Annotated in this window: 28 protein-coding genes; 20 read left to right on the forward strand and 8 right to left on the reverse strand. The window is 64.5% G+C overall.

Going from position 1 to position 24,321, the window contains the following annotated elements:
• The first annotated feature begins 253 nt into the window (after positions 1-253).
• Entirely contained in the window at positions 254-1,963 is a 1,710-nt protein-coding gene (locus tag NK214_RS05185) for a proline--tRNA ligase (protein WP_253313895.1), read from the forward strand.
• A 7-nt stretch (positions 1,964-1,970) separates the two neighbouring features.
• The gene (locus NK214_RS05190) at positions 1,971-2,612 is read left to right on the forward strand and encodes a lytic transglycosylase domain-containing protein (RefSeq protein ID WP_107801008.1); all 642 of its coding nucleotides are present in this window, start codon (positions 1,971-1,973) and stop codon (positions 2,610-2,612) included.
• An 88-nt stretch (positions 2,613-2,700) separates the two neighbouring features.
• Here NK214_RS05190 and NK214_RS05195 read toward each other — a convergent pair whose 3' ends face one another.
• Both NK214_RS05195 and NK214_RS05200 read right to left on the reverse strand, forming a co-directional pair.
• Complete coding sequence (locus NK214_RS05195; RefSeq protein ID WP_107801007.1) at positions 2,701-3,198, reverse strand: MarR family winged helix-turn-helix transcriptional regulator; 498 nt, start codon at positions 3,196-3,198, stop codon at positions 2,701-2,703.
• Positions 3,199-3,330: 132 nt separating this feature from the next.
• Positions 3,331-3,759, reverse strand: a complete 429-nt coding sequence (locus NK214_RS05200) for a carboxymuconolactone decarboxylase family protein (protein WP_107801006.1) — start codon at positions 3,757-3,759, stop codon at positions 3,331-3,333.
• A gap of 114 nt (positions 3,760-3,873) precedes the next feature.
• On the opposite strand from NK214_RS05200, the gene NK214_RS05205 reads away from it, so the two are divergent.
• Complete coding sequence (locus NK214_RS05205) at positions 3,874-4,767, forward strand: LysR family transcriptional regulator (RefSeq protein ID WP_235085874.1); 894 nt, start codon at positions 3,874-3,876, stop codon at positions 4,765-4,767.
• On the opposite strand, the gene NK214_RS05210 is transcribed toward NK214_RS05205, so the two are convergent.
• Genes NK214_RS05210 through NK214_RS05225 form a run of 4 tightly spaced genes read right to left on the reverse strand, consistent with a single transcriptional unit; the run spans position 4,768 to position 6,625 of the window.
• The gene (locus NK214_RS05210; protein ID WP_235085876.1) at positions 4,768-5,328 is read right to left on the reverse strand and encodes an RDD family protein; all 561 of its coding nucleotides are present in this window, start codon (positions 5,326-5,328) and stop codon (positions 4,768-4,770) included. It lies immediately after the preceding gene.
• Positions 5,315-5,704 (reverse strand): DUF3106 domain-containing protein, encoded by a 390-nt coding sequence (locus NK214_RS05215; RefSeq protein WP_253313896.1) that lies wholly within the window; start codon positions 5,702-5,704, stop codon positions 5,315-5,317. Before NK214_RS05215 ends, NK214_RS05210 begins: the two co-directional genes overlap by 14 nt.
• Positions 5,697-6,062, reverse strand: a complete 366-nt coding sequence (locus tag NK214_RS05220; protein ID WP_253313897.1) for a DUF3619 family protein — start codon at positions 6,060-6,062, stop codon at positions 5,697-5,699. The genes NK214_RS05215 and NK214_RS05220 overlap by 8 nt, the downstream gene beginning before the upstream one ends.
• Entirely contained in the window at positions 6,059-6,625 is a 567-nt protein-coding gene (locus NK214_RS05225) for an RNA polymerase sigma factor (RefSeq protein WP_253313898.1), read from the reverse strand. The genes NK214_RS05220 and NK214_RS05225 overlap by 4 nt, the downstream gene beginning before the upstream one ends.
• 195 nt (positions 6,626-6,820) lie before the next feature.
• Between NK214_RS05225 and ilvB the strand changes: the two genes are divergently transcribed.
• The 3 genes from ilvB to ilvC are packed head-to-tail and all read left to right on the forward strand — an operon-like array spanning position 6,821 to position 10,166.
• Positions 6,821-8,587, forward strand: coding sequence for a biosynthetic-type acetolactate synthase large subunit (gene ilvB / locus NK214_RS05230; RefSeq protein WP_253313899.1), 1,767 nt, complete (start codon positions 6,821-6,823; stop codon positions 8,585-8,587).
• Between the two features lie 11 nt (positions 8,588-8,598).
• The gene (gene ilvN, locus NK214_RS05235; RefSeq protein WP_019101853.1) at positions 8,599-9,090 is read left to right on the forward strand and encodes an acetolactate synthase small subunit; all 492 of its coding nucleotides are present in this window, start codon (positions 8,599-8,601) and stop codon (positions 9,088-9,090) included.
• A gap of 59 nt (positions 9,091-9,149) precedes the next feature.
• Positions 9,150-10,166: a ketol-acid reductoisomerase gene (gene ilvC / locus NK214_RS05240; RefSeq protein WP_048407995.1), complete on the forward strand. Its 1,017-nt coding sequence runs from the start codon at positions 9,150-9,152 to the stop codon at positions 10,164-10,166.
• 128 nt (positions 10,167-10,294) lie between these two features.
• On the opposite strand, the gene asd is transcribed toward ilvC, so the two are convergent.
• Entirely contained in the window at positions 10,295-11,137 is an 843-nt protein-coding gene (gene asd / locus NK214_RS05245; RefSeq protein ID WP_227105566.1) for an archaetidylserine decarboxylase, read from the reverse strand.
• Between the two features lie 235 nt (positions 11,138-11,372).
• Between asd and NK214_RS05250 the strand changes: the two genes are divergently transcribed.
• From NK214_RS05250 to NK214_RS05280, 7 genes are all read left to right on the forward strand, one after another.
• Positions 11,373-13,181: a 2-isopropylmalate synthase gene (locus tag NK214_RS05250; protein WP_107802039.1), complete on the forward strand. Its 1,809-nt coding sequence runs from the start codon at positions 11,373-11,375 to the stop codon at positions 13,179-13,181.
• 297 nt (positions 13,182-13,478) lie between these two features.
• A complete protein-coding gene (bioD, locus tag NK214_RS05255; RefSeq protein ID WP_107800998.1) occupies positions 13,479-14,117 on the forward strand; it encodes a dethiobiotin synthase in 639 nt (212 codons plus the stop codon).
• A gap of 240 nt (positions 14,118-14,357) precedes the next feature.
• Positions 14,358-15,410, forward strand: a complete 1,053-nt coding sequence (gene coxB / locus NK214_RS05260; RefSeq protein ID WP_253313900.1) for a cytochrome c oxidase subunit II — start codon at positions 14,358-14,360, stop codon at positions 15,408-15,410.
• 38 nt (positions 15,411-15,448) lie between these two features.
• Positions 15,449-17,086 (forward strand): cytochrome c oxidase subunit I, encoded by a 1,638-nt coding sequence (gene ctaD / locus NK214_RS05265; RefSeq protein WP_107800996.1) that lies wholly within the window; start codon positions 15,449-15,451, stop codon positions 17,084-17,086.
• A gap of 10 nt (positions 17,087-17,096) precedes the next feature.
• A complete protein-coding gene (locus NK214_RS05270) occupies positions 17,097-17,654 on the forward strand; it encodes a cytochrome c oxidase assembly protein (protein WP_253313901.1) in 558 nt (185 codons plus the stop codon).
• On the forward strand, positions 17,651-17,827 hold the full coding sequence (locus tag NK214_RS05275; RefSeq protein ID WP_081544914.1) for a DUF2970 domain-containing protein: 177 nt from the start codon (positions 17,651-17,653) through the stop codon (positions 17,825-17,827). Before NK214_RS05270 ends, NK214_RS05275 begins: the two co-directional genes overlap by 4 nt.
• A 21-nt stretch (positions 17,828-17,848) precedes the next feature.
• Positions 17,849-18,712, forward strand: a complete 864-nt coding sequence (locus NK214_RS05280) for a cytochrome c oxidase subunit 3 (RefSeq protein WP_227105548.1) — start codon at positions 17,849-17,851, stop codon at positions 18,710-18,712.
• 57 nt (positions 18,713-18,769) lie between these two features.
• Here the strand turns inward: NK214_RS05280 and NK214_RS05285 are convergent, their stop codons facing one another.
• Positions 18,770-18,967: a DUF2909 family protein gene (locus NK214_RS05285; protein ID WP_019102806.1), complete on the reverse strand. Its 198-nt coding sequence runs from the start codon at positions 18,965-18,967 to the stop codon at positions 18,770-18,772.
• A 91-nt stretch (positions 18,968-19,058) separates the two neighbouring features.
• Between NK214_RS05285 and NK214_RS05290 the strand changes: the two genes are divergently transcribed.
• The 7 genes from NK214_RS05290 to hisG all read left to right on the forward strand — a co-directional run bounded on the left by NK214_RS05290 (position 19,059) and on the right by hisG (position 24,311).
• The gene (locus NK214_RS05290; RefSeq protein WP_253313902.1) at positions 19,059-19,688 is read left to right on the forward strand and encodes an SURF1 family protein; all 630 of its coding nucleotides are present in this window, start codon (positions 19,059-19,061) and stop codon (positions 19,686-19,688) included.
• Positions 19,672-20,199, forward strand: a complete 528-nt coding sequence (locus tag NK214_RS05295) for a hypothetical protein (RefSeq protein ID WP_253313903.1) — start codon at positions 19,672-19,674, stop codon at positions 20,197-20,199. Before NK214_RS05290 ends, NK214_RS05295 begins: the two co-directional genes overlap by 17 nt.
• A 75-nt stretch (positions 20,200-20,274) precedes the next feature.
• The gene (locus NK214_RS05300) at positions 20,275-21,291 is read left to right on the forward strand and encodes a heme A synthase (RefSeq protein WP_107802037.1); all 1,017 of its coding nucleotides are present in this window, start codon (positions 20,275-20,277) and stop codon (positions 21,289-21,291) included.
• Positions 21,292-21,317: 26 nt separating this feature from the next.
• Positions 21,318-22,217, forward strand: coding sequence for a heme o synthase (locus tag NK214_RS05305; RefSeq protein ID WP_019102802.1), 900 nt, complete (start codon positions 21,318-21,320; stop codon positions 22,215-22,217).
• On the forward strand, positions 22,217-22,804 hold the full coding sequence (locus NK214_RS05310; protein ID WP_227105544.1) for an SCO family protein: 588 nt from the start codon (positions 22,217-22,219) through the stop codon (positions 22,802-22,804). Before NK214_RS05305 ends, NK214_RS05310 begins: the two co-directional genes overlap by 1 nt.
• A gap of 93 nt (positions 22,805-22,897) precedes the next feature.
• Positions 22,898-23,614 carry a flagellar brake protein gene (locus tag NK214_RS05315; RefSeq protein ID WP_227105543.1) on the forward strand — a complete coding sequence of 239 codons (717 nt, stop codon included), beginning with the start codon at positions 22,898-22,900 and terminating at the stop codon, positions 23,612-23,614.
• Between the two features lie 55 nt (positions 23,615-23,669).
• Positions 23,670-24,311: an ATP phosphoribosyltransferase gene (gene hisG / locus NK214_RS05320; RefSeq protein WP_107800989.1), complete on the forward strand. Its 642-nt coding sequence runs from the start codon at positions 23,670-23,672 to the stop codon at positions 24,309-24,311.
• The last annotated feature ends 10 nt before the right edge of the window (positions 24,312-24,321 follow it).

Consider the following 24,321-nt stretch of genomic DNA (forward strand, 5'->3'; position numbering starts at 1 on the left):
TCTTGAGCGCGCAGATTACTCCAGAGGTCTGGGTAAGCCAAGCAAAGGCCGCGCAAGAGCCGAGATGTGTTCTCGTAAAACGACAGAGTCCGGGCTGTCTGCTTGCGCGGCGGCCGCATCTGGGGTAGCCGGCGGGGGGCGGGACACGCATCTTTATAGCGCAAATCGGCGATGCCGGTGCAAGGCTTGGCCGCGAGGCGCGGCAAACGCTACAATCAAGCCCTCAATTACACCGTATTGCCAAGGACGCATCATGCGCGCATCGCAGTTTTTCATTTCCACCCTGAAGGAAGCCCCCGCCGACGCCGACATCGCCAGCCAGAAACTGATGATGCGCGCCGGCTTCATCCGCAAAGTGGCCGCCGGCATTTACTCCTGGATGCCGATGGGCCTGCGCAGCGTGCGCAAGGTGGAAAACATCGTGCGCGAAGAGATGAATCGCGCCGGCGCAATCGAAGTCAGCCTGCCGGTGGTGCAACCGGCCGGCCTGTGGCAGGAAACCGGCCGCTGGGACAAGATGGGCGAGGAGTTGCTGCGCTTCAAGGACCGCCATGAGCGCGATTTCGCCTTGCAGCCCACCGCCGAGGAGCTGATCACCGACATCGCCCGCAACGAGCTGCGCAGCTACCGCGCGCTGCCGAAGAACTTCTTCCAGATCCAGACCAAGTTCCGCGACGAGCGCCGTCCGCGCTTCGGCGTGATGCGCGGCCGCGAGTTCACCATGAAGGACGCCTACTCCTTCGACCGCAGCGCCGACGCCGCCGGCGTCAGCTACGACAATATGTACGCCGCCTACTGCCGCATCTTCGACCGCCTGGGCCTGAGCTACCGCGCCGTCGCCGCAGACACCGGCGCGATCGGCGGCGACCGCTCGCATGAATTCCAGGTGATCGCCGACACCGGCGAGGACGCCATCGTCTACTGCCCGGACTCCGACTACGCCGCCAACATCGAACTGGCCGAAGCCGTGGCCCCGGCCGGCGAACGCGCGGCCGCCGGCGCGGTCATGGCCAAGGCGCACACGCCCAAGGTCAAGACCATCGCCGATCTGGTGGGCTTCCTGAACGTGGACGTCAAGCAGACCGTCAAGGCGGTGGTGGTGGACGGCGACGAAGATCAGCCGGTGCTGTTGCTGGTGCGCGGCGACCACGAGCTGAACGAAGTCAAGGCGGAGAAGATCGCCGGCATCAAGAAGCCGCTGACTTTCGCCTCGCCGGCCGCGATCAAGGCCGCCTTCGGCGCCAATCCCGGCTCGCTGGGCCCGGTGGGCTTCAAGGGCCGCGTCATCGCCGACCGCACCGTCGCCAGGATGGCCGACATGATTACCGGCGCCAACGAGGACGATCAGCACTACACCGGCGTCAACTTCGGCCGCGATTGCGCGGAGCCGGAAGTGATGGACATCCGCAATGTGGTGGCCGGCGACGCCTCGCCGGACGGCAAGGGCGAGCTGGCGATCCAGCGCGGCATCGAAGTGGGCCATGTGTTCTATCTGGGCACCAAGTACTCGGAAGCGATGAACGCCACCTTCCTGGACGAGGACGGCAAGCCCAAGCCGTTCGAGATGGGCTGCTACGGCATCGGCGTCACCCGCATTCTGGGCGCGGCGATCGAGCAGAACTTCGACGATAAGGGCATGATCTGGCCGGACGCCATCGCGCCGTTCGCCCTGGTGATCTGCCCGGTGGGCTATGACCGTTCCGCCGAGGTGAAGGCCGCCGCCGACGCCTTGTACCAAGGCCTGCTGGCCAAGGGCGTGGACGTGATCCTGGACGACCGCGGCGAGCGCCCGGGCGCGATGTTCGCCGATTGGGAACTGATCGGCGCGCCGCATCGGGTCACCATCGGCGACCGCGGCCTGAAGGAAGGCAAGGTCGAGTACCAGCACCGTCGCGACGCGGAGGCCAGCGCGCTGGCCGCCGATGCTATGCTGGAACAAGTGCTAGCCAAACTGGGGCTGTGACCGTCTTATGATCCGATCCGGCATCGTCGTATTGTTGGCCGCGCTGGCAGCGATGCCGGCGTGGGCCGGCGCGCAGAAGGAAGAGGCGCTGGCCGCCAACGTCGCTTCCACCATGCGCCGTTCGGTGTCGGACGCCAATGCGCCGCGGCTGGTGTTCGACGACCAGCGCGAGGCTGACGCCTGGCTGGGAGAGATGTCCAGCCGGCTGGCCAAGCGGATTCCGGATAAATGGACGCGCGAGCGTCTGCTCACCGCCATCCATTACGAGGCCACCCGCGCCGGCCTGGACCCGCAGCTGGTGCTGGGCCTGATCCAGGTGGAAAGCGGCTTCAACAAGTACGCGATCTCCGGCGCCGGCGCGCGCGGGCTGATGCAGGTGATGCCGTTCTGGGTGCGCAGCATAGGCAATGCGCAGCACAATCTGTTCGACCTCACCACCAATCTGCGCTACGGCTGCACCATTCTGCGTTACTACCTGGATATCGAGCGCGGCAATCTGTTCCGCGCGCTGGGCCGCTACAACGGCAGCCTGGGCCGCGCCGAGTATCCCAATCTGGTGATGGGGGCCTGGAAAGGCCGCTGGCACTGGGTGGCGCCGCTGCCGGTGAAAACGGCGGCGGCGGGCGCCGCGCCGCCGCTGCTGCGCTGAAGCGCGGATGCAAAAAAAACCGGCTCTGGAATCCAGGCCGGTTTTTTTGTCCGCTCAGCGCGGCAGGCTACAGGAGGGCGCGCGCATTTCAATCCTCCTGGGTTTGCAGCATCTTTTTCAGCAAGCGCGCCAGGGTGGCGCGTTCTTCCGCGTCCAGCATCTCGATCAACTCGGCCTCGGCCGACAGATGGTTGCCGACGGCGTCCTCGATCACCTCGAAGCCCTTGGGCGTCAGCGTCACGATCACGCCGCGGCGGTCGCCCGGGTCCGGCGAGCGGGTCACCAGGCCGGCTTCTTCCAGACGATTGATGCGGTTGGTCAGCGCGCCGGAGGAAATCAGCACCATGCCTTGCAGTTGATTGGGGGACAGCTGGAACGGCTCACCGCCGCGGCGCAGCGCGGCCAACACGTCGAATTCGCCGACATTCAGATTGTGGCGCGCCAAATCGTGCAGTACGCGGCGGGTGACGAAGTACTCCATTCGCACAATGCGGCCGACCACTTCGGTGGAGGACGGGTCCAAGTCCGGGCGAACCTCGCGCCACAGGGCCACGATACGGTCAATCTGGTCTGGTGCTTGTTGCATCACTGACGGTTCCTGATGTGTGGGTGACAACTGGATGACTACCGGGCGCAGAGATTAGCACGGCTTGAAGTTAGTTTATCTTCACGTGAAAGAATAGTCTTCAGTCATCACCCGCACCAGCGGGAAGCGCGCTTACTGACGCATGCTGACCGCCAGCCGGTTGAAGGCGTTCATCAGGGCGATGGCGAAGCTCAGGTCCGCCACTTCTTCCGGGCTGAAGTGTTCCTGCAAGGGCAGATAGTGCTGGTCCGGCGCCTGGGTGACGGCGATGTCGGTCAGCGATTCCGCCCATTCCAGCGCCGCGCGTTCGCGGGCGCTGTACAACTCGCTGACGCGCCAGCCGGCCAGAGAATCGATGCGTTCATTGCTTTCCCCCCGGGCGCGCAGGGCCGACGCGTGCATTTTCAGGCAGAAGGCGCAGCCGTTGATCTGGGATACGCGCAGGTAAACCAGCTCGATCAAGGGCAGGCCCAGGCTGCTGTGCTGCAGGCTGGCTTTGACGCTGGCCAGCCCTTGGTAGGCGGCGGGGGACAGTTGGGTGTAGGGCAGGCGCAGAGACATGGCAATTCCTTTCAAGAGAGAGAGTCGCAGCGGCGAGCTGCAAGGCCAGTCTAGGCAAAAATCATTTATGTAAATAGACTTAAAATATCGAATTCAAATTCCAAAAATGAAATCATGCTGGATGATCTGCAGTTATTCGTGAGCATTGTCGACGCCGGCAGCCTGAATGCCGCCGCTCGGCGGCTGGGCGTGCCCACCGCCACCCTGTCGCGGCGCTTGCAGGCGCTGGAGCGGGAGTTGGGCTGTCGCCTGCTGCACCGCAGCGCGCGGCGGATGGAGCTGACGGCGGAAGGCGGGCAGTACTACGAGCAATGCCGGCCTTTGCTGCAATCGCTGAGCCAGACCGCCGCGTCGCTGGCCGATTCGCTGCACCAGGTCAAGGGCGTGCTGCGGGTGCTGTCGCCGCTGAGCCTGGGCAACGACGTCCTGGTGCCGGTGTGGCGGCGGATGCTCAGAGACTATCCTGACTTGCGCTTGGAGCTGCATCTGAACAACGCCATCGACGACCTGCTCAGCGGCATGGCGGACCTGGCCTTGCGGGTAGGGGAGCAGCCGGACTCCAGCTTGAACCAAAGGCGGCTGGGCTGGGTGCGCACTTTGCTGGTGGCCGCGCCGGCCTATCTGGCGGCGCAAGGCGAGCCGCGGACGCCGGAGGCGCTGGAGCGTCACGCCTTGCTGGTGGCGGAGCCGTTCGAGCGCTGGCATTTACGGCGCCGGGACGACGGCGCGGAATGGGAGTTACCGCCGCCGCGGCTGCGGGTCAACGATATGCTGCTGCCGCGCCGCTTGGCCGAGGCCGGCGTCGGCATTGCCGTCTGTCCCCATAGCCTGTGCCACCGTCAGTTGGCGGAAGGCGGCTTGCGGCAGGTCTTGGCCGGCTGGGAAATGCCGGCGCAGCCGGTGTACGCGGTATGGCCGCAACGGCGTTATCCGCCGGCGCGGGTGCGGGTCTTGCTGGACGTTCTGGCGGAGTTCGCCGAGACGGAGCCTTTGCTGGCGCGGGCTTAGTCAGCCCGGCGTGGGCTCGCCGCGCCGCTTCTTGCCCGGATGCGGCGGCTTGGGCAGCACGATCTGCCGGGTGCCGGCCAGTCTGTCGTGCAGGAAGAGTTTGTCGCGGTCGTAGAACTTGGCCAGGAAGGGCACCAGGCACCAGCTCAGCGCCAGCCACAGCGCCTGCGGCTGGTGGCCGTAGGCATTGGCCCAGCCGAGGTAGGACACCGCCGGCATGCCGACGAACAAGGTCAGGCCGATCAGGTAGCGCGCCGCCGCCTGCTTCCAGACAATGCCGCCGCCGCGGGCGTTGACCAGCTTGATGCGCCAGGTCTTCATCGCCACGGTCTGGCCGCTGCGCACCCAGCAATAGCCGAAGTAGCCGAACAGCGCAACGGCGAGCACGCCTTTCAGCAGGGCCTTGAACAGCGGCCCCTGGCCGATCAGCGTTTGCAACGGGGTCAGCGCCGCGGTGACGGTGAGCAAGAGCGCGGCGACCAGCAGCAATTCGTAGAACAGGCTGGCCAGGCTGCGTTTCAGTGTCGGAGGAGTCAGGGCGGGGGCGTCAGCGGGAGGCATCTTGGGCTTTATGTTGTTGTTGCAGGCGCTGGATGGCCTGCCGGCGTTGTTCGGGCGGCATCTGCTGCAAGGCTTTCCAGTTGGCGCGGATTTCGTCGCGCTGCTGCTGACTCAGTTCGGACCAGGCTTTCAGCTTCTGTTGCACGCGCTGGCGTTGGGCCTCCGGCAGCTGTTGGAAGGACGGCACGATGGCCAGCAGATTCTGCTTTTTATACGGCGCGTAGCGGTCCCATTCCGTGGCCAGCGGCGCCAGCACCTGTTGCTGTTCCGCGCTCAACTGCGCCCAGCTGGGGTTGGCCGGCGGGCTGGCCTTGACCGCCGGCGTCAGCAGCCCGCTCAGGCACAGGGCAAGCAGCAGGCGGCGGCCGCTATTCATGCAGGCCTCGGCTGAAATGCGGTTCCAGCAAGGCTTCGAAGGGCAGATCCTGCGCCAGCAGCGCGGCGTCCACCGCTTCTTCCTCCAGCAGCAGGTCTTCGGCCAGCATCATGCCGGCGCCGGTCAACAGCGCGAAGCCCAAGGCCAGGCCGCCGCGGCGGAGCGACAACACATGGCGTTGAGCCCACAGGCCCAGCCGCTCGCGCGGGGGCGCGGCGCCGGGGGAATGGGTGTCGAAGCGGCTCAGCGCGCGTTCGCGCGCCTGACGCAGCTTGCGTTCCAGCGCGGGGTCGAGATCGTCGCTGGCGTGGTCCAGCACGCGGGACACATGGCCGGGCAGGGGATTGGAAGGTTTCATAGCGTCACTCCCTTTTGCGCGAGGATGGCGGCCAGCGTGTGATTGGCGCGCGAGCAATGCGTTTTCACGCTGCCTTCCGAGCAGCCCATCACGCGCGCGGTGGCGGCGACATCCAGACCCTCCCAATAACGCAGCAAAAAGGCCTCGCGTTGACGGGCGGGCAGCAACTGCAGCGAGGTCTCGATCAACACGGCGGTTTCCTTGCGCGCGCACCACAGCTCGGGGTTGCTGTGCGCCTCGTCAGCGGCCACGTCCAGCACTTCCAGCGGGTCCGGGCCGTCCTCCTCCTCGCGGGCGGGGATCAGCGAAGACAGCAGCGTGCTGACGAAACGGCGCGCCTTGCTGCGGCGGTAGAAATCGCGGATGGTGTTTTGCAGGATGCGCTGGAAGATCAGCGGCAGTTCCGCCGCCGGGGCGTGCGGATAGCGATCCGCCAGTTTCATCATCGAGTCCTGCACGATATCCAATGCGCTGTCTTCGTTCTGGACCGCATACCACGCCTGCTTGAAAGCGCGTTTCTCCGCCGACTCCAGGAAGTCGGCCATTTCCTCGCGGCTAGCCATCGGATGAGAGTTTGAGTTGATGCCAACAGAAGATGGTAGCAGAGCGCCGCCGATTCGGCCAAGCCTGATTTTTTTCCTGAATTTACCGAGGCTTAGACGCATATTGCACCTGCACAAAAGCACTTGACCGGTTTCAAAGCAATACGCTAAGGTCGTCCGATACGGGATGAAACTAACGCAAAGACAAGAGGCGATATGCAGATATCGGGCGCGGAAGCGGTTGTCCGCTGCCTGCAGGAAGAAGGTGTCGAATTCGTTTTCGGCTACCCCGGCGGCGCGGTGCTGGAAATCTACGATGCCATTTTCCGGCAGGACAAATTCAAACATGTGCTGGTCAGGCATGAGCAGGCGGCGGTGCATGCCGCCGATGCCTACTCCCGTTCCAGCGACAAGGTGGGCGTGGCCCTGGTCACCTCCGGCCCCGGCGCGACCAATGCCGTGACCGGCATTGCCACCGCCTATATGGACTCCATCCCCATGGTGGTGCTGTCCGGCCAGGTGCCGTCTCCGGCCATCGGCCTGGATGCCTTCCAGGAAGTGGACATGGTGGGCATCACCCGCCCGTGCGTGAAGCACAACTTCCTGGTCAAGGACGTCAATGAAATAGCCGCCACCATCAAAAAGGCGTTCTACATCGCCAAGACCGGTCGTCCCGGTCCGGTGGTGGTTGACATCCCCAAGGACATCACCCAGCAGCGCACGGAATTCCAATACCCGGAAAGCGTGCATATCCGCTCCTACGTGCCGGCTACCCGCGGCCACCCGGGGCAGATCAAGAAAGCGGTGAACCTGCTGTTGGAAGCCAAGCGCCCCTTTATTTACGTGGGCGGCGGCGCGGTGCAGGGCAATGCCGCCGGCGAAGTGACCGAGCTGGTCAAATCGCTGGGCTTGCCGTGTACCAACACCCTGATGGGCCTGGGCGCCTATCCGGGTTCCGATCCGCAGTTCCTCGGCATGCTGGGCATGCACGGCACTTATGAAGCCAATATGGCGATGCAGTACTGCGATGTGCTGGTGGCCATAGGCGCGCGTTTCGACGACCGCGTGATCAGCGTGCCCTCGCACTTCCTCAGCCAGCCGAAGAAGATCATCCACATCGACGTGGATCCGTCCTCCATCTCCAAGCGGGTGAAGGCGGACATCCCCATCGTCGGCGACGTCAAGCATGTGCTGAAAGACATGCTGGACCTGCTGAAGCAATCCGGCCAGAAGCCGGACGCTCAAGCCCTGGCCGGCTGGTGGAAGCAGATTAAGGAATGGCGCGGCCACAACTGTTTGCTGTACACCCCGTCCACGGAGCTGATCAAGCCTCAGTACGTGGTGGAGAAGCTGTACGAAATTACCGGCGGCAAGGCCATCGTCACATCCGACGTGGGCCAGCACCAGATGTGGGCGGCGCAGTACTACAAGTTCGACAATCCCAAGCAGTGGCTGAACTCCGGCGGACTCGGCACCATGGGCTTCGGCCTGCCTGCGGCGATGGGCGCGCAACTGGCCAATCCGGACGCCACCGTCGCCTGCATCACCGGCGAGGGCTCGATCCAGATGAACATCCAGGAACTGTCCACCTGCAAGCAGTACCACACCCCGGTGAAGGTGCTGGCCTTGAACAACCGCTACCTGGGCATGGTGCGTCAGTGGCAGCAGTTCTTCTACGGCACGCGCTATTCCGAATCCTATATGGACGCCTTGCCGGACTTCGTCAAAATCGCCGAGGCTTACGGCCATATCGGCTTCAAGGTGGAAGACCCCGCCGACGTGGAGCCGGTATTGAAGGAGGCGTTCAGCCAGAAGCTGAAGGAGCGGCTGGTGTTCCTGGATTTCCGTACCGACCAGTCCGAGAACGTGTTCCCGATGGTGCAAAACGGCAAGGGCCTGGACCAGATGGACCTGCCCGAGCACATGAGCGAGGTGCAGAACGTGCCCTTCGAGAACAACCGTGACTACGGCAATATGTGTTGAGGCCAGCCGGTATGCGACATATCCTATCCATTCTTCTGGAAAACGAAGCGGGCGCATTGTCCCGCGTGGTGGGCCTGTTTTCGGCCCGTGCCTACAACATCGATTCGCTGACAGTGTCCACGACCGAGGACCCGACGCTGTCGCGCATGACTATCGTCACTCACGGTTCCGACGAAGTCATCGAGCAGATCACCAAGCAGCTCAACAAGCTGATCGAGGTGGTCAAGGTGATAGACCTCAATGAATCCGAGCACATCGAGCGCGAGCTGATGTTGATCAAGGTCCGCGCCACCGGCAAGGACCGCGAGGAGATGAAGCGCATGGCCGACATCTTCCGCGGACGCATCATCGACGTGACGGAAAAGACTTACACCATCGAGCTGACCGGTACGAGCGAAAAGCTCGGCGCCTTCATCGAGGCGGTGGACCGCACAGTGATCCTGGAAACGGTCCGTACCGGCGCATCCGGCATTGGTCGGGGTGAGCGGGTTCTGAAAATCTGAAGCAGGCGGGCGCCGGCCAAGGGCCGGGCCGCCTAAACAAACGAAATCAAGGATTGCAAATGAAAGTTTTCTACGACAAAGACGCTGACCTCTCCATCATCAAGGGCAAGAAAGTCGCCATCATCGGCTACGGTTCCCAGGGCCATGCCCATGCGCAGAACCTGAAAGACTCCGGCGTGGACGTCGTGGTGGGCCTGCGCAAGGACGGCGCTTCCTGGAAGAAGGCGGAAGCGGCCGGCCACAAGGTCAAGGAAGTGGCCGAGGCGGTGAAGAAGGCCGACGTGGTGATGATTCTGCTGCCGGACGAATCGCAGCCGGACGTCTACGGCAAGGACATCGCGCCCAATCTGAAGAAGGGCGCGGCGCTGGCCTTCGCCCACGGCTTCAACATCCATTACAACCAGATCGTGCCGCCGGCCGACGTCGACGTGATCATGGTGGCGCCGAAAGGCCCGGGCCACACCGTGCGCTCCGAATACCTGAAGGGCGGCGGCGTGCCGACCCTGATCGCGGTCTATCAGGACAAGTCCGGCAAGGCGCGCGACGTGGCCCTGTCCTACGCGGCGGCCAACGGCGGCACCAAGGGCGGTGTGATCGAGACCAATTTCCGCGAGGAAACCGAGACCGATCTGTTCGGCGAGCAGGCCGTGCTGTGCGGCGGCGCGGTGGAGCTGGTCAAGGCCGGTTTCGAAACCCTGGTGGAAGCGGGCTACGCGCCGGAAATGGCTTACTTCGAGTGTCTGCACGAGCTGAAGCTGATCGTCGACCTGATGTACGAAGGCGGCATCGCCAATATGAACTACTCGATCTCCAACAACGCGGAGTACGGCGAGTACGTGACCGGCCCGGAAGTGGTGACCTCCGCCACCAAGGACGCGATGAAGAAGGCGCTGTACCGCATCCAGTCCGGCGAATACGCGAAGATGTTCATCCTGGAAGGCAAGACCAACTATCCGAGCATGACCGCGCGTCGTCGTCTGACCGCTGATCACCCGATCGAGAAAGTGGGCGCCGAGCTGCGCGCGATGATGCCGTGGATCGCCAAGAACAAGCTGGTGGACCAGTCCAAGAACTGAGTCCGAGGGCTGCCGCATTAAGCAAAGCCGGGAGATTTCCCGGCTTTTTTGCGTTTGGACGGCGCGGACGCAAGGCCGGCCCATGAAAAACGGCGCCCTGGGCGCCGTTGCGTTTGGAGCGAGAGCCTTCAGTCGGCCATCGCCTCGCCCATGCGCACCGCGCCGGCGGCTTGCCAGGCGGGGTTGAAGCTCAGCGGGCCTTGCGGGAACAGCAAGACCACGGTGGAGCCCAGTAAGAAGCGGCCCATCTCCTCGCCCTTGGCCAGACGGATGTCCTGGTCGCGGTAGTCCCAGTGCCGGATCTGGCCCGGCCGCGGCGGATTGACCACGCCGTGCCAGACGGTGGCCATGCTGCCGACGATGGTGGCGCCCACCAGCACCAGCGCGAAGGGCCGGCCGTCCTGTCCCTCGAACAGGCAGACCACGCGTTCATTGCGCGCGAACAAGCGGTCCACGCCGCGGGCGGTGGCCGGGTTCACCGAATACAGCTCGCCCGGAACATAGCTCATCCGCAGCAGGCGGCCGTCGCAAGGCATGTGGATGCGATGGTAGTCGCGCGGGCTCAGGTAGATGGTGGCGAAATGGCCGTCGTCGAAACGGCGCGCCGATTCGGCGTCGCCGGCCAGCAGCGCCTGGGCGGAGTAGCTGCGGCCCTTGGCCTGGAAAATCTGCCCCTGTTCGATACGGCCGAACTGGCTGATGGCGCCGTCCACCGGGCACGCCAGCCGTTCGCTCGAGAGCGGGCGCGCGTCGGCGCGCAGGGCGCGGGTGAAGAAGGCGTTGAAGCTGGCGTAGGCGGAGGGATCGCTGGCGGCGGCTTCATTCATGTCCACCTGATAGCGGGCGATGAAGCGGCGGATGATCCATTGCGTCAGGCTGCCGCCTTCCCAGTTGGCGATGCGGCCCGCCAATCGGGTCATGGCCAGCTTGGGCATCAGATGTTGCAACAGCACGAACAGGCGTTCGGACACTGGTTTGTCCTCGATCAATCTGACTAAACCCAAGAGTATAACCGATCTGTCGGCGTCTGATCGCTTGCGCTTTGCTTAAAGCTTAGGCAATTGCCAAGCAAAAATAGACATAATGTCCGATATTTTTGGTTTGGACATCCGGTGTAACGTTTTAATCACAGTTTTCAGCATGCAGATTTGACTTTATGTCTTGCTTGCCGGTAGGCTGGATCAAAATTTGCTGCGGGAGCACATGATGCAATTGGACATTGAACGCTTGATTGCGGACTTCGGCGGGCCGGGACAGCTGGCTGAGGATCTGAATCGCTTGTTCGCCGATGAGCCGGTGACTCGGGCGGCGATATACAAATGGAGAGAACGCGGCAGCCTGCCATTGGCCCAGCTCAACAAGCTGGCGGTGATGGCGGCCAGCCAGGGTAAACGCTTCGATTTCAACGATTATCTGATCGGCGTCGGGACAGGCGCGGAAATTGCAATGCAGGGACCAGGGAGAAACAGCCAGATGGGCAATCGTCTTTATATATTCGACACCACCTTGCGCGACGGCGAGCAATCGCCGGGCGCATCGATGACCAAGGAAGAAAAGATCCGGATTGCCCGCCAGCTGGAGCGTCTGGGCGTGGACATCATCGAAGCCGGTTTCGCCGCGGCGAGCCCGGGCGACGCCGACGCCATCCGCGCCATCGCCGAGGTGATCAAGGACTCCACCGTCTGTAGTCTGGCCCGCGCCAACGAGCGCGACGTCCGCGCCGCGGGCGAAGCGATCAAGCCGGCGGCGCGCGGCCGCATCCATACTTTCATCGCCACCAGCCCCATCCATATGGAGAAGAAGCTGCGCATGAGCCCGGACGAAGTGGTGGCGGCGGCGGTGGCGGCGGTGAAAATCGCCCGCGAATACACCGACGACGTGGAGTTCTCCGCCGAAGACGCGCTGCGCTCGGACATCAACTTCCTGGCGCGCATTTTCGGCGAAGTGATCAAGGCCGGCGCCACCACGCTGAACGTGCCGGACACCGTCGGTTACGCGGTGCCCTTCATCACCGAGGCTTTCTTCCGCGAATTGATCGCCAAGACGCCGGGCGGCGACAAAGTGGTCTGGTCCGCCCACTGTCACAACGATCTGGGCATGGCGGTGGCCAACAGCCTGGCCGCGGTGCTGGGCGGCGCGCGCCAGGTGGAATGCACCATCAACGGCCTGGGCGAGCGAGCCGGCAACGCCAGCCTGGAGGAAGTGGTGATGGCGGTGCGCACCCGCAAGGACGTGTTCGCGCTGGAAACCGGCATCGACGCCACCCAGATCGTGCCGGCCTCCAAGCTGGTGTCCACGGTGACCGGCTATCCGGTGCAGCCCAACAAGGCCATCGTCGGCGCCAACGCCTTCGCCCACGAGTCCGGCATTCATCAGGACGGCGTGCTCAAGCACCGCGAAACCTACGAGATCATGTCCGCCGAATCGGTGGGCTGGAGCACCAACCGTCTGACCCTGGGCAAATTGTCCGGCCGCAACGCCTTCAAGACCAAGCTGATCGAGCTGGGCATCGTGCTGGACAGCGAAGAAGCGCTGAACGCCGCCTTCGCCCGTTTCAAGGAGCTGGCGGACCGCAAGCGCGAGATTTTCGACGAGGACCTGCACGCGCTGGTGTCGGACGAGTTCAGCACCGTCCGCGAAGAGGATTACAAACTGGTGTCCTTGAAGATCGCCACCGAAACCGGCGAAGCGCCGGTGGCCTCCATCGTCTTCCTGGCGCACGGCGAAGAGCGCCGCGCCCAATCCAGCGGCTCCGGTCCGGTGGACGCCGCCTTCAAGGCGATTGAAAGCGTGGCCGCCAGCGGCGCGGAACTGGAACTGTACTCGGTGAACGCCATCACCAAGGGCACCGAATCCCAAGGCGAAGTGACGGTGCGCCTGGCGCGAGACGGCCGCATCGTCAGCGGCCTGGGCGCGGACACCGACATCATCGTGTCCTCGGCCAAGGCTTATCTGTCGGCCTTGAACAAATTGATGAACCAGGAGCAAAAGCTGAACGCACAAGCGCTGGTATGAGGTTTTCCGGCCGAGGCGGCCAGCGCGGCGCGTCGTCGACAAGGTTTTCCATCCCGTCCTTGTCGGCGTGCAGTCAGCGTTAGACCGTCCGGCCCAGGGAGTTCACTTTATCGAGTGTGAAGTCCATCAGGCCCACAAGGCCGACCCTTTTTGCCCCGGCTCACAAGGCCGCGCGGCGGACAGCCGACCCATGAGGTCGGCGTCGTTGCGCGGCGGAGCCGGGGTTTTTGCGTTTTACGCGCGGACGGGCCGGCGCTAGACTGCCAGCTCTCTCCTTCCCCATTACGGAAAGCGCCCATGTCCGCAGCCTTCTTCATCACCGGCACCGATACCGAAATCGGCAAGACCCACGTCGCCGTGCAATTGATCCGCCAATGGCAGGCCGAAGGCAAGCGCGTGCTGGCGATGAAGCCGGTGGCTTCCGGCTGCGAACTGCTGGCCGACGGCAGCTGGTGGAACGACGACGTGGCGCGGCTGACCGCCGCCACCGGCCAGTCCGATCTGGAACTGATGAACCCCTATCGATTCCTGCCGCCGGTGTCGCCGCATATCGCCGCGAGCGAGGCCGGCGTGGACATCCGGCTGGACGTGATCGTCGACCATTACCAGCAATTGGCCGCCTGCGCCGACGTGGTGGTGGTGGAGGCGGCGGGCGGCTGGATGGCCCCGCTGTCCGACCGGCTGTTCATGGCCGATATGGCCAAGGCCTTGCAACTGCCGGTGATTCTGGTGGTGGGCATGCGGCTGGGCTGCATCAACCACGCCTTGCTGACCGCGCGCGCGGTGCTGGACGCCGGCCTGCCGCTGGCCGGCTGGGTGGCCAATCGAGTGGTGCCGCAGCAACAGGCCTACGAGCAGAACCTGGAAACCCTGCAAAGACACATGCCGGCGCCGCTATTGCTGGAAGTGCCGCACCTGGCCGGCGAATCCAACTGAGCCGCCGGGCGCGGAACGACGCGCGCCGCGATTCCCATCCGTAATATTTTATTGCGTTGCCGCAAGACATTTTCTTGTTTTCCTTGACCTTTTTTTCTAGCATGCCATTAACCGGTCATGGGAATAGACCGGACCAGTCAGCACCATTTCATGTCAGTTGAGGATTTCTAGGGGGGCTCCATGTCCTGTATGCGCGTCCTTTGCTGTTGGCTGCCGATATCCTGCGCGTCAGCGGCCGAGTTGAATCTGCAAGCCCCCGTCACTCCCATTGCCCGCCAGCAATACGACCTGCACACCATGTTGCTGGTGATCACCTGCGTCATCTTCGCGCTGGTGTTCCTGGTGATGATGTACGCCATCGTCCGCCACCGCAAAGCCGCCGGCCATCAGGCCAAGCACTTCCATGAAAACACCACGGTGGAAATCATCTGGACGGTGATTCCGCTGCTGATCCTGATCGGCATGGCCTGGCCGGCCACCAAGGCGGTGTTGTCGCAGAAGAGCACGCGCGGCGAGGACATGACGGTCAAGGTCACCGGCTATCAATGGAAGTGGCGTTACGATTATCTGGACGATAATTTCGGCTTCATGAGCCATTTGTCCACGCCGCGCGAGGCCATCGCCAACGCCGCGGCCAAACCGGTCAATTACCTGCTGGAAGTGGACGAGCCGCTGGTGGTGCCCACCGGCAAGAAAGTGCGGCTGCTGCTGACCGCCAACGACGTGATCCACTCCTGGTGGGTCCCGCAGCTGGGCGTCAAGCAGGACGCGGTTCCCGGCTTTCTGCGCGACAGCTGGTTTCGCATAGACAAGCCCGGCACCTATCGCGGCCAGTGCTCCGAGTTGTGCGGCAAGGACCACGGCTACATGCCCATCGTGGTGGAGGCCAAGACGCCGGACGACTACGCCAAGTGGCTGGAAGCCAAGAAAAAGCAAATGGCCGCGGCGGCGGACGATCCCAACAAGGTGTGGACGCTGGCCGATCTGAAAGCCCGCGGCGAAAAGGTCTACGCCCAGAACTGCGTCGCCTGTCATCAGGCCAACGGCAAGGGCCTGCCCGGCGCCTTCCCGGCGCTGGACGGTTCCAAGATAGCCATCGCCGACAAGCCGGCGCACATCCACATCGTCTTGTTCGGCAGTCAGAAAAACCCGGCGATGCAAGCCTGGGGCAAGCAGCTGTCCGATACCGATATCGCCGCGGTGATCACCTATGAGCGCAACGCCTGGGGCAACCACACCGGCGAATTGGTGCAGCCCAAAGAGATCAAGGCGGCCCGCGGCGCCACCGGCTGAGGCCGGGAGCGGCGGCGAACCCATGCAAGGAGAGCGATATGGCAATTGTCGATGACGCCGGCCATGCCGGGCACGCGCCGGGGCATCACGAGCGCCCGCGCGGCATCATGCGCTGGCTGGCGGCCACCAACCACAAGGACATCGGTTCGATGTATCTGTGGTTCTCCTTCATCATGTTTCTGTCCGGCGGGGTGATGGCGCTGTGCATCCGCGCCGAACTGTTCCAGCCCGGCCTGCAGTTCTTTCAGCCGGAGCTGTTCAATCAGTTCACCACCCTGCACGGCCTGATCATGGTGTTCGGCGCCATCATGCCGGCCTTCACCGGCCTGGCCAACTGGATGCTGCCGCTGATGATAGGCGCGCCGGACATGGCTTTCGCCCGGATGAACAACTGGAGCTTCTGGCTGCTGCCGCCGGCGGCGCTGCTGCTCCTGCTGTCCTTCATCGTGCCCGGCGGCGCGGCGGCGGCCGGCTGGACGCTGTACGCGCCCTTGTCCACCCAGATGGGCATGGGCATGGACATGACCATCTTCGCCATCCACATCATGGGCGTCAGCTCCATCATGGGGTCGATCAACATCATCGTCACCATCCTCAATCTGCGCGCGCCGGGCATGACCATGATGAAGATGCCGATGTTCGCCTGGGCCTCGCTGATCACCGCCTACCTGATCATCGCGGTGATGCCGGTCCTGGCCGGCGTGGTCACCATGGTGTTGACCGACCGTCACTTCGGCACCCATTTCTTCAACGCCGCCGGCGGCGGCGACCCCATCCTGTATCAGCACGTGTTCTGGTTCTTCGGCCATCCCGAGGTCTACATCATGGCGCTGCCGGCCTTCGGCATCGTCAGCCAGGTGATTCCCACCTTCGCCCGCAAGCCCTTGTTCGGCTACGCCTCCATGGTTTACGCCACCTCCAGCATCGGCATCCTGTCCTTCATGGTGTGGGCGCACCATATGTTCGCCACCGGCATGCCGGCCACCGCCCAGCTGTTCTTCATGTACGCGACCATGCTGATCGCGGTGCCCACCGGGGTCAAAGTGTTCAACTGGGTGGCCACCATGTGGGAGGGCAGCATGACGTTTGAAACGCCCATGCTGTTCGCCATCGGCTTCATCCTGCTGTTCACCATAGGCGGCCTGTCCGGCGTCACCCTCAGCGTGGCGGCGGTGGACATCCAGCTGCACGCCAGCTACTACGTGGTCGCCCATTTCCATTACGTGCTGGTGGCCGGGGCGCTGTTCAGCCTGTTCTCCGCCATCTATTACTGGTTTCCCAAGATGACGGGCAAGATGTACCACGAGGGCCTGGGCAAGCTGCATTTCTGGTGGTCCTTGCTGTGGTTCAACGTCACCTTCTTCCCCATGCACTTCCTCGGCCTCGCCGGCATGCCGCGGCGGATTCCCGACTACGCGCTGCAATTCACCGAATTCAACCAGCTGGCCAGCATCGGCGCCTTCATGTTCGGTCTGGGGCAGTTGATCTTCCTCTACAACATCCTGCGCTCGCTGCGCCACGGCAAGCCCGCGCCGCAGCATCCGTGGGAGGGCGCCAATACGCTGGAGTGGGCGATTCCCACCCCGGCGCCCTATCACAGCTTCGCCGAAGCGCCGCAGCTGGAGGTGATCGAAAACGGCGTGGTGGTGTCCAGCACCGGCGGCGAGCACCACTGAGGACGATGCGATGGAAGCCGCCGCCAAGCAGGGTCGCAGCAACCGCCAGCTGATGAAGAAACTGGCGGTGGTGGCCTTGCTGATGTTCGTTTTCGCCTGGGGGCTGATCCCGCTGTACAAGGTGGTGTGCGAAGTCACCGGCCTCAACGACGTGGTCAAGGCGGACAGCCTGGACGACACGGCGACAAGCGGCGGCGCGGCGGCGCACGAGGTGGACATGACTTTCGACGCCACGGTGCAGGCCGGCCTGCCGTGGCAGGTGCGGCCCTTGCAGACCCGGCTCAAGGTGAAGCCCGGCCAGTTCGTGCAAGTGGAGTACGAAATCACCAACGCCAGCGGTCAGCGGGTGGTGGGGCAGGCGATTCCGCGCTATCTGCCCGCCGCCGCCGGCGAGTACGTCAAGAAGCTGGAGTGCTTCTGCTTCCGCCAGCAGGCCTTCGCGCCCGGCGAAACCAGACGCTTTCCGGTGGTGTTCGTCGTCGACAAGCGCTTGCCGGCCTCAATAGACAGCATCACGCTGGCCTATACCGTGTTTGACGTGCCGGGCAATGCGGGAGCGGGCTCATGAGGGCATGGCAAGGCGTGTTGGCGGTGTTGTCCGCCTTTTTCGGCGTGCGCCGCAAGGCGGACGCGCGCGAGGACAGCAAGCTCTCGCCGCTGCAGCTGATACTGACCGCGCTGCTGCTGGCGGCGACTTTTATCGGCGTGTTGCTATTGGTGGTGCGGCTGGCCACGTCCTAATCGGTGTGCAGGGAGAACGCAATGACGACAGCGAACGAGCGGGAACAGACGCATTACTTTGTGCCGCAGCCATCGCGCTGGCCGGCGGTGGGCGCGGTGGCGCTGTTCTGCCTGGGCTTGGGCGCGGCTTTCGCCGTCAACGGCCAGCCGCTGGGCAAGCTGTCGCTGGGCGTGGGCGCGCTGATACTGATCTATATGTTGTTCGGCTGGTTCGGCGATGTGATCCGCGAAAGCCGGCACGGCGACTACCAGGGCAAGGAAGACATGTCCTTCCGCTGGGGCATGGGCTGGTTCATCTTCTCCGAGGTGATGTTCTTCGGCGCCTTCTTCGGCGCCTTGTACTGGGTGCGGGTGGTGTCGGTGCCGACCTTGGGCGAGATGGACTACAAAATCTTGTACCCGGATTTCGAGCCGTCCTGGCCGCTGCTGACCGGGCCGGGCATCACCAAGCCCTATCAGGCGATGGGGGCCTGGGGCCTGCCGGCGCTGAATACCCTGATCCTGCTGAGTTCCGGCGCGATGGTGACCTGGGCGCATTGGGCGCTGCTGCAAGGCCGGCGCGCGCAATTGAAGCTGGGGCTGCTGTTGACCGTGTTGCTGGGCAGCTTGTTCCTCTGCCTGCAGATGTACGAATACGGCCACGCGATGAGCGAGTTGAATCTGAGCCTGGCCTCCGGCGCTTACGGCATGACTTTCTTCATGCTGACCGGTTTTCACGGCCTGCACGTGCTCTTGGGCACCATCATTCTGGCGGTGGTGTGGCTGAGGGTGATGCGCGGGCATTTCGACGGCCAGCATCATTTCGCCTTCGAGGCGGCGGCCTGGTACTGGCACTTCGTCGACGTGGTGTGGCTGTTGCTGTTCGTCTTCGTCTACTGGCTGTGAACCGCGCGGCCGGACCAAAGGCCAGGGGCCGCGCCGGGACGAGGGCGGCCGGCTCGGCTAAGCTTGATGAGGGCGCCACCAGCCGAACAGCGCGCCCAGCAGCAAGAGCAGGAACAGGCCGATGGACAGGCCGATGCGCAAAGTGAGGGAGCGAACCAGACGTTGAGAGCCTTGATCGGACTTCAGCAGGCCGGTCAGGCCCCAGAACAGGGCAAGCACGATGCAGGCGAGCAAGAACAGAATGACAAGTTTCATTGCGGAATCCCCCGGTCGATTGGGCCGTCGATCTACAGCTTTGAAGTCTAGCGGCAAACGGCTGGTTTGGCTGTGTTTATTGGCCATGGCGGTGCTGCCTTTCTTTTTGGCGGCCTGGCAATGGCAGCGCGCGCAGGAAAAGTCCGAATTATTGCGCTCGCTGACCAGCGCCATCGGCGTGCCGCCGGTCAGCCTGATTTATCGCGAGGCCCGCCCGCAGCCGGAATTCAGCCGGGTGGCGCTGCCCGGCGCGCAGCCGGCCGGCCCGGCCTTGCTGCTGGAAAACAGCTATCTGGGCGAGGTCAAGGGCCGGCGCATGCTGCAGCCCTGGCGGCTGGAAGACGGCGCGATGGCCCTGTTGGACCTGGGCTGGCTGGCCGACGGCGTGACGCCGCCCGCCGTCGATCCGAAAACGCTGACCTTGCGCGGACACTGGATGCCGCTGCCGCGCCACTTCGTGCTGCCCGGCGCGGTGGCCGGCGTGGAGGGCCGCGTCGACGCCATCGACATGGCCGCGCTGCGCCAGCGCTACCCCGGCCATTGGCATCAGGGCGTGGTGGTGCTGGAGCACTCGCCGGACCCGCTGCGGCATTGGCCGGTGCTGCCGGAATTCATGCCGGAGCGCCATTACGCCTATGCGGCGCAGTGGCTGCTGCTGGGCCTGTTATTGCTGCTGTCCTTGCATTCGCTGAGGAGACGTTCCCATGAGCCGCGTCGATGAAGCGTCCCCCGAGCCGTCCCGGCGCCGTGGCCGGCTCAAGCTGCTGCTGATGGCGACCATCTGCCTGGCGCCGGTGCTCGCCTCTTGGGCGGCTTACCGGCTGATGCCGCCGCAGGGCGGCAAGAGCTACGGCCAATTGTTGCCGACGCGGCCGTTCGCGCTGACCGGCGCGCAAGGATGGCCGCGCGGCAAATGGGTGCTGGCGGCCAGGATAGAACCGGGCTGCCAGACACGCTGCCAGCAGCGCTTTTTCGCGATGCGCCAGATCCAGCGCGCGCAGGGCGAGGCCGCCGGCCGTCTGACCCGGCTGGGCTGGCAGGAGAGCGCCGCGCACGAGGAGGTGGACGCCACCCACATCGTGCAAACCGCGCAGACGGACGTCGACGGCGGCGGCTACTACCTGGTGGACCCCTTGGGCAACCAGGTCTTGTTCTATCCCGACGCCGCCGATCCCAAGAAAGTGATTCAGGAAATAGGCCGCGTGCTGAAAACCAATAACGGCATCGGTTGAGCTTGTTAAGCCGCGGTGCCCGCGCGGCCCCGCGACATCCGCAGTTTCTTGGCCGCTCGACAAGGGGAGAGCAGCATGAGGCGACTGATCTGGCTGGCATTCATCCTGGCATGCGTGGTTGTGCCTTTCGGCGCCTATGTGCGCCTGTCCGACGCCGGGCTGGGCTGTCCGGACTGGCCGGGCTGTTACGGCCAGATCTCCCCGCATCACGCCGCGGAACGCATTCAGCAACAGCAAGCCCAGAGCCCGGACGGCCCGGTCAGCCTGGGCAAGGCCTGGAAGGAAATGAGCCATCGCTATCTGGCCGGCGCGCTCGGCGCGCTGATCGTCGCCATCGGCTGGCAGGCGTGGCGGCGGAAACGCCACCGCCGCGTCGCCGGGACGCTGTTGGCGGTGGTGCTGCTCCAGGGCTTGCTGGGCATGTGGACGGTGACCTTGCTGCTCAAGCCGGCCATCGTCACCCTGCACCTTATCGGGGGCGTGTCGGTGCTGCTGCTGCTGGCCTGGCTGGCGCTGTCGCCGCGGCTCGCTCCGGTGGACGCGCCGGCGTCGTTGAGCTGGCTGGCGCGCGCTCTGGCGCTGGCGGTGGCTTTGCAATTGGCCCTGGGCGGCTGGGTGTCCACCAACTACGCCGCGCTGGCCTGTCAGGGCTTTCCCGCCTGCAATGGCGAATGGTGGCCGCAGATGCGCTTCGAACACGCTTTCCATCTGTTCCGCGCCTTGGGCGAGGCGCCGGACGGCAGCCCGCTGGCGGTGGGCAATCTGGTGGCGGTGCATTGGCTGCACCGGCTGGGCGCCGCCCTGGTGACCGTCTTGTGCCTGAGCGCGGCGCGCGCCGGCTGGCGGCTGCCGGCGCTGCGCGGCCACCTGTGTTGCTTGCTGGCGGCGCTGTCGCTGCAGATCGGGCTGGGCGTCGCCAATGTGTTGCTGGCGCTGCCCTTGCCGGTGGCGGTGCTGCACAACGCCGGCGCCGCCTGTCTGCTGCTGATCAGCAGCCTGCTGGCGCTGCGGCTGAGGCCGGCGCGCGCCGCGCAGGCGCGGCCGGTCGGGCCTTTGCCCCGTCTTTCCAAAAACCATCGCGAATGGGTTTGAGCGCCGCATCCTGAGGGGGAAAAAACATGAACGCAGCGGAGCTTCAGCAGGCGCGCCAGCACGCGGTCGCCTTGATGCAACTGGCCAAGCCCCGGGTGGTGGGGCTGATCGTATTCTGCGCGGTGATCGGCATGTTTCTGGCGGGGCCGGGCTGGCCGGATCCGGCGCGCCTGTTGCCGGCCACCGCCGGCATCGCGCTGGTGGCCGGCGCGGCGGCGATGATCAATTGCCTGGTGGAGCGCACGGTGGACGCCAATATGCGCCGCACCGCCTGGCGCGCCACCGCCCGCGGCGAGGCCGGCGCGGCCGAGACCCTGATCATCGCGCTGACCGCCGGCGGCATCGGCATGGCCTTGCTGGCCGGCCTGGTCAACGCCTTGACCGCCTGGCTGACGCTGGCCACCTTCGTCGGCTACGCCATCGTCTACACCCTGCTGCTCAAGCCCAATACGCCGCAGAACATCGTGATCGGCGGCGCCAGCGGCGCGATGCCGCCGGTGCTGGGCTGGGCGGCGATGACCGGGGAGGTGCACGCGTTCGCGCTGGTGCTGTTCCTTATCATCTACGCCTGGACGCCGCCGCATTTCTGGGCGCTGGCGCTGTACCGCCGCGACGATTACGCCCGCGCCGGGCTGCCCATGCTGCCGGTGACCCACGGCCAGCGTTTCACCACGCTGTCCATCTTGCTGTACTCGCTGCTGTTGTCGGCCATCACCCTGTTGCCGGTGGCGATGGGCGCGGCCGGCTGGCTCTATCTGCTGGCGGCGCTGGCGCTGGACGCGCGGCTGCTCTTCCTTGCCGTGCGCCTGCATCGCCAGTATGCTGACGCTCTGGCCCGCCGCGCCTTCGCCTGGTCGATCTGGTATCTGACCTGGCTATTCGCGGCCCTGCTGATAGACCATTACTGGCTGATACCCGTTTCCTGATGCGCAAATTGATAAAACTCGCCGGCTGGCTGCTGCTGCCGTTGTGGCTGGCCGCGTGCTCGCCGAATGAACCCAAGCTGGATTTGAAAGGCACCGACGTCGCCGGCGCGTCGATAGGCGGCGATTTCACGCTGACCGACCACCAAGGCCAGCGCCGCAGCCTGTCCCAATACCAGGGCAAGGTGGTGGCGCTGTTCTTCGGCTACACCCATTGCCCGGATGTCTGCCCCACCACCATGCTGGAATACGCGGCGGCGGTGAAGCAGCTAGGCGAGCAGGCCAGCCAGGTGCAGGTGCTGTTCGTCAGCATAGACCCGGAGCGCGACACGCCGCAGGTGCTGGCCGGCTATGTGCCGCATTTCAATCGAAGCTTCGTCGGCCTGACCGGCACGGCCGGCGAGGTCGAGCAGATCAAGAATCAATACAAGGTCGTCGCCCAGCGGGTGAGCCAGCCGGGCGGCGGCTATAGCGTGGACCACAGCGCCGGCTCCTATCTGTTGGATAAACAGGGCCGTTTGCGAGTGTTTGAGGCCTATGGCACGCCGTCGGCGAGCTTGGCTCATGATATTGGCCAGTTGTTACGCTAAACTTGGCGTATCGGAAACTGACGCAGACATGAAAGTCGGATCAAAGTGAGCAACGACCATAACGCTGGCGCAACATCCGGCTCGCAACCATCGTTGGACCTCGCCAAATACACGCTGTCCACGTCGGTGGAGATCGCCCATCATCTGGCCGGCATCGCCAAGAACGGCCACATGGTGACGGTGTTTTCCAATAAGGGAAAAACCTTCATCCTGACTCGTTTCCTGGAGGTGGACCACAAGGCGGGCACGCTGGTGTTCGACTGGGGCGCGGACCCGGAGACCAATGAACATCTGCTGGCCAGCGAGCGCAATGTCTTCGTCTGCTCGCCGGAGGGCGTCAAGACCCAGTTCGTCACCGGCCAGGTGCGCCGCATAGACTGGGAGGGCCAGCCCGCCTTCCAGGCGGATCTGCCCGAGCAGGTGATCAAGCTGCAGCGCCGCGAATTCTTCCGCATCCAGACCCCGGCGGCCAGCCCGGTGATGTGCCATGTGGCCGATTACCCGCACAAGCCCATCGACCTGGCCTTGTTCGACGTCAGCCTGGGCGGCGTCAGCATGTGGCTGCCGCAGCCGGCCACGCCCGGCTTCGACATCGGCCAGCAATACCAGCGCTGCACGCTGGATCTGAAACCGCTGGGCGGGCTGCATATCGGGCTGGAAGTCCGTCACCGGCTGGCCGCCAAGCTGCGCAACGGCAACGAGGCCGTGCGCATCGGTTGCTCCTACCTGGGGCTGACGCCGGCGATGGAGACGCTGATCCAGCGCTACGTCGGCCTGCTGGAGCGCGAACGCCGCGCGCTGGTCGGCTGAATCCGCGCGCCGCTTCGCCTTAACCTCGATTTCGTCATCCTTGCCGCAAGACATCATGAAGCTGACTATTGCCCTGTCCAAAGGGCGCATCTTTGAAGAGACCCTGCCCCTGCTGGCCGCCGCCGGCATTTTGCCGGCGGAGGACCCGGAAGCCTCGCGCAAACTGATCATCGGCACCAACCATCCGGGCGTGCGGCTGGTGATCGTGCGCGCGTCCGACGTGCCGACCTATGTCCAGTACGGCGCCGCCGATCTGGGCATCGCCGGCCGCGACGTGCTGATCGAGCACGGCGGCGCCGGCCTGTACCAGCCGCTGGATCTCAATATCGCCAAATGCAATATGATGGTGGCGGTGCAGAACGGCTTCGACTACGAGGCCGCGGTGCGCCGCGGCGCGCGCCTGAAGATCGCCACCAAGTATCCGCAGATCGCGCGCGAGCATTTCGCCCGCAAGGGCGTGCATGTGGACATCATCAAGCTCTACGGTTCGATGGAGCTGGCGCCGCTGGTCGGCCTGGCCGACGCCATCGTGGACCTGGTCTCCACCGGCGGCACGCTGCGCGCCAACGATCTGGTCGCGGTCGAGCACATCGTCGACATCAGTTCGCGGCTGGTGGTCAACCAGGCCGCGCTCAAGCTCAAACACGACGTGATCCAGCCGGTGCTGGACGCATTCGCCGGCGCCGTGCCGGCCTGAGGTCCGCTCC

It is taken from the genome of Chromobacterium sp. S0633 (assembly GCF_024158805.1).
Lineage (GTDB): Bacteria > Pseudomonadota > Gammaproteobacteria > Burkholderiales > Chromobacteriaceae > Chromobacterium.

Excerpts from the sequence above, each read along its gene's own strand:
- NK214_RS05185 (WP_253313895.1), top strand. The coding sequence starts at position 254 with ATGCGCGCATCGCAGTTTTTCATTTCCACCCTGAAGGAAGCCCCCGCC.
- NK214_RS05190 (WP_107801008.1), top strand. The coding sequence starts at position 1,971 with ATGATCCGATCCGGCATCGTCGTATTGTTGGCCGCGCTGGCAGCGATG.
- NK214_RS05195 (WP_107801007.1), bottom strand. The coding sequence starts at position 3,198 with ATGCAACAAGCACCAGACCAGATTGACCGTATCGTGGCCCTGTGGCGC.
- NK214_RS05200 (WP_107801006.1), bottom strand. The coding sequence starts at position 3,759 with ATGTCTCTGCGCCTGCCCTACACCCAACTGTCCCCCGCCGCCTACCAA.
- NK214_RS05205 (WP_235085874.1), top strand. The coding sequence starts at position 3,874 with ATGCTGGATGATCTGCAGTTATTCGTGAGCATTGTCGACGCCGGCAGC.
- NK214_RS05210 (WP_235085876.1), bottom strand. The coding sequence starts at position 5,328 with ATGCCTCCCGCTGACGCCCCCGCCCTGACTCCTCCGACACTGAAACGC.
- NK214_RS05215 (WP_253313896.1), bottom strand. The coding sequence starts at position 5,704 with ATGAATAGCGGCCGCCGCCTGCTGCTTGCCCTGTGCCTGAGCGGGCTG.
- NK214_RS05220 (WP_253313897.1), bottom strand. The coding sequence starts at position 6,062 with ATGAAACCTTCCAATCCCCTGCCCGGCCATGTGTCCCGCGTGCTGGAC.
- NK214_RS05225 (WP_253313898.1), bottom strand. The coding sequence starts at position 6,625 with ATGGCTAGCCGCGAGGAAATGGCCGACTTCCTGGAGTCGGCGGAGAAA.
- ilvB (WP_253313899.1), top strand. The coding sequence starts at position 6,821 with ATGCAGATATCGGGCGCGGAAGCGGTTGTCCGCTGCCTGCAGGAAGAA.
- ilvN (WP_019101853.1), top strand. The coding sequence starts at position 8,599 with ATGCGACATATCCTATCCATTCTTCTGGAAAACGAAGCGGGCGCATTG.
- ilvC (WP_048407995.1), top strand. The coding sequence starts at position 9,150 with ATGAAAGTTTTCTACGACAAAGACGCTGACCTCTCCATCATCAAGGGC.
- NK214_RS05250 (WP_107802039.1), top strand. The coding sequence starts at position 11,373 with ATGCAATTGGACATTGAACGCTTGATTGCGGACTTCGGCGGGCCGGGA.
- bioD (WP_107800998.1), top strand. The coding sequence starts at position 13,479 with ATGTCCGCAGCCTTCTTCATCACCGGCACCGATACCGAAATCGGCAAG.
- ctaD (WP_107800996.1), top strand. The coding sequence starts at position 15,449 with ATGGCAATTGTCGATGACGCCGGCCATGCCGGGCACGCGCCGGGGCAT.
- NK214_RS05270 (WP_253313901.1), top strand. The coding sequence starts at position 17,097 with ATGGAAGCCGCCGCCAAGCAGGGTCGCAGCAACCGCCAGCTGATGAAG.
- NK214_RS05275 (WP_081544914.1), top strand. The coding sequence starts at position 17,651 with ATGAGGGCATGGCAAGGCGTGTTGGCGGTGTTGTCCGCCTTTTTCGGC.
- NK214_RS05280 (WP_227105548.1), top strand. The coding sequence starts at position 17,849 with ATGACGACAGCGAACGAGCGGGAACAGACGCATTACTTTGTGCCGCAG.
- NK214_RS05285 (WP_019102806.1), bottom strand. The coding sequence starts at position 18,967 with ATGAAACTTGTCATTCTGTTCTTGCTCGCCTGCATCGTGCTTGCCCTG.
- NK214_RS05295 (WP_253313903.1), top strand. The coding sequence starts at position 19,672 with ATGAGCCGCGTCGATGAAGCGTCCCCCGAGCCGTCCCGGCGCCGTGGC.
- NK214_RS05300 (WP_107802037.1), top strand. The coding sequence starts at position 20,275 with ATGAGGCGACTGATCTGGCTGGCATTCATCCTGGCATGCGTGGTTGTG.
- NK214_RS05305 (WP_019102802.1), top strand. The coding sequence starts at position 21,318 with ATGAACGCAGCGGAGCTTCAGCAGGCGCGCCAGCACGCGGTCGCCTTG.
- NK214_RS05310 (WP_227105544.1), top strand. The coding sequence starts at position 22,217 with ATGCGCAAATTGATAAAACTCGCCGGCTGGCTGCTGCTGCCGTTGTGG.
- hisG (WP_107800989.1), top strand. The coding sequence starts at position 23,670 with ATGAAGCTGACTATTGCCCTGTCCAAAGGGCGCATCTTTGAAGAGACC.